The sequence below is a fragment of the Streptomyces sp. MK37H genome (assembly GCF_018035285.1).
Classification (GTDB): domain Bacteria; phylum Actinomycetota; class Actinomycetes; order Streptomycetales; family Streptomycetaceae; genus Streptomyces; species Streptomyces endocoffeicus.
Genome location: NZ_JAAAYH010000671.1, coordinates 1 through 3,267 on the forward strand (window position 1 = coordinate 1; position 3,267 = coordinate 3,267).

Consider the following 3,267-nt stretch of genomic DNA (forward strand, 5'->3'; position numbering starts at 1 on the left):
GGGGTGCCGGTGGCCGGGTCGCGGTGGGCCAGGGCGCCGGTGGCCAGGGCGCCGTCGGCCGGGTCGCGGTGAGCCAGGGCACCGGTGGCCGGGGCGTCGTCGGCAGTACCAGTGGCCGAGTCGCCATGGGCCGGGGCACCGGTGGCCGAGTCGCCGTGGGCCAGGGCACCGGTGGCCGGGGCGCCGTCGGCAGTGCCAGTGGCCGAGTCGCCGTGGGCCAGGGCACCGGTGGTCGAGTTGCCATGGGCCAAGTCGCCGTGGGCGGGGACCCCGCGGGCCAGGGCGCCGTGGAGGTCGATGTCTCCCTGGACGTCGACCAGGACGAACCGGCCCGGGTGCTCGGCCTGCGCCGAGCGCACCAGGCCCCAAGCGGCGGCGTGCGTCAGGTCGTCCACGCCTTCGGCGCCCTCGGCGCCCCCGTCGTCGCCCGTGGTCACGGCCACGGCGCCACGGGTGAGCAGGACCAGCCGGGAGTCGGCGAACCGCTCATCCGCGAGCCACTCCTGGACCAGCGCCAGCGTCCGCCGGACGACGGTGTGCGCGGCGCCCGCGGTGTCCCCGGGCGTGCCCAGGTCGGGCAGGCACGGCACCAGAACCACATCGGGCGCGATCCCCTCGGCGTCCACCGCCTCGGCGAGCGCGGGAAGCCCCGCGTACGTCTCGGCCTCGATACCGGTGTCCGCGTCCGTCAGCGCGGCCGTGAGCTTCAGATCTCCGCCGCCGAAGCCGTCCAGGACGGCCCACAGGGCGGTGTCCTCCGGCCGCTGCGGCGCCGCGGGCGTGGGCAGCGCGGCCCAGTCGACGCGGAACAGCGCCTCGTGGTGTGCGGTACGGGCGCCCGCGAACTGCTCGGCGTCCAGCGGCCGCAGCGCCAGCGAGCCGACCGACACCACCGGGGCACCGGCCTCGTCGCTGATCTCCAGCGCCACCGCGCCGTGCCCGGCTGGGGAGACCCGCACCCGCAGCGCGGTCGCGCCGACCGCGTGCAGCCGTACGGCGTCCCACGAGAACGGCAGCCGCGCCTGGCCCGCCTCCTCGGCCGGGAAGAACCCGCCGAGCGCCACCGTGTGCAGCGCGGCGTCCAGCAGCGCAGGGTGCAGCCCGTACGCACGGGCCTCGCCCTGCCGGTCCTCGTCGAGCGCCACCTCGGCGAACACCTCGTCCCCGCGCCGCCACGCCTTGCGCAGGCCCTGGAACACCGGGCCGTAGGCGAGGCCGAGCGCGGCGAAGCCGTCGTACAGCCCGTCCACGTCGAGCGGTTCGAGGTCGGCGGTCGCGGTGGCGGTCGGGTCAGCGGCCGGGGGCCACTCCGCCGGGGCGGGGGTGGCGCCGGCGGAGCCGGAGACCGTGAGCACACCGGAGGCGTGCCGGATCCACGGCTCGTCGGTGGCGTCCTCCAGCCGCGAGTAGACGGTCAGCGCGCGCCGCCCGTCGGGGCCGTCGGGCTCGTCCACGGAGACCCGCAGCTGCACCCCGCCGCGCTCCGGAAGGATCAGCGGCGCTTCGAGGGTCAGCTCCTCCAGCAGATCGCAGCCGACCTGGTCACCGGCCCGAACCGCCAGCTCGACCAGGGCCGTACCGGGCAGCAGCACGGTGTCCATGACGGCGTGGTCGGCCAGCCAGGGGTGGGTACGGAGCGAGAGCCGGCCCGTGAAGAGGACGCCCTCGGAGTCGGGCAGATCCACCGCCGCGCCCAGCAGCGGGTGATCGGCCGAGCCGAGACCGGCCGAGGCCACGTCGCCGATGGTCCCGGCGGGAGCCTCCAGCCAATAGCGCTCGCGCTGGAACGGGTACGTCGGCAGCTCGGTGCGCTGGGCACCGGTCCCCGCGAAGAACGCCCTCCAGTCCACCGCCACACCACGGACGTGGGCCCGCGCGACGGCGGCCGTCAGCGCCTCGGCCTCGGGGCGGTCCTTGCGCAGCGCGGCGGCGAAGGCGGCCGCGTCGGCGTCGGTGACGCACTCCTGGGCCATGGCGGTGAGGACACCGTCGGGCCCGAGTTCGAGGTAGGTGGTGACGCCCTGGGCCTCAAGGGTGCGGACACCGTCGAGGAAGCGCACGGCCTCACGGACGTGGCGGACCCAGAAGTCGGGGGTCGTGATCTCCTCGGCGGAGACGAGGTTCCCGGTGAGGTTCGAGACGATCGGGATGCCCGGGGCCTCGTAGGTCAGCCCCTCCGCAATCTCGCGGAAGGCGTCCAACATGCCGTCCATACGCGGCGAGTGGAAGGCATGGCTGACCGTGAGCCGCTTGGTCTTCCGCCCCTGCGCCTCGAAACCGGAAGCGATCTCCACGGCCGCGTCCTCGTCGCCCGCGATGACCACGGATGCCGGGCCGTTGAGGGCGGCAATGCTGACCCGCTCGTTGAGCAGCGGCATCACCTCGTCCTCGGACGCCTGGACGGCGATCATCGCGCCACCGGCGGGCAGCTCCTGCATCAACCGGCCACGCGCCGCGACCAACTTCGCGGCGTCGGCGAGCGAGAGCACACCCGCCACATGCGCGGCGGCCAGCTCACCGATGGAGTGGCCGGAGAGGAAGTCCGCCTTCAGACCCCACTCCTGCACCAGCCGGAACAGCGCCACCTCGATGGCGAACAGCGCGGGCTGGGTGACCCCGGTCTGGTCCAGCGCCTCGGCATCCTCCCCGAACAGCACGGTCTTCAACGGCCGCTCAAGGTGCGCGTCCAGCTCATCGCAGACCGCGTCGAACGCCTCCGCGAACGCCGGGTAGGCGTCGTACAGCTCACGGCCCATGCCGAGCCGCTGACTGCCCTGCCCGGTGAACAGGAACGCCACCTTGCCGCCCTCGGCCACCGAGCCCTGCGTGAGACCGGCCGCCGACTCGCCGCCCGCCAGCGCCTCCAGACCCGCGACCAGCCCGGCACGGTCCCCGCCGACCACGACCGCACGGTGGTCCAGTGCGGCGCGCGTGGTCGCGAGCGAGTAGCCGAGGTCGGTGAGCGAGATGTCGGGCCGCCGGTCGAGGTCGGCGAGCAGCCGCGTGGCCTGGGCGCGCAGCGCGTCAGTGTTCTTGCCGGAGAGCGGCCACGGCAGAACGGACGGCTGGGCGACCGGGGCCGTGGGGGCCTCCGCCGGTTCGGCCTCGGGGGCCTGCTCGATGATCGTGTGCGCGTTGGTGCCACTGAAGCCGAACGACGAGACCGCAGCCCGCCGGGGACGACCCGACTCCGGCCACGCCACCGACTCCTGCAACAGCGACACCGCACCCGCAGACCAGTCAATATGCGGCGACGGCTGCTCCGCG

General features: G+C 74.7%; 1 protein-coding gene. It reads right to left on the reverse strand.

The window, feature by feature from the left end; all coding sequences use genetic code 11:
• Positions 1-3,267: type I polyketide synthase (locus GWI24_RS42470; protein ID WP_247617653.1), on the reverse strand; the 3,267-nt coding region annotated here is incomplete at both ends.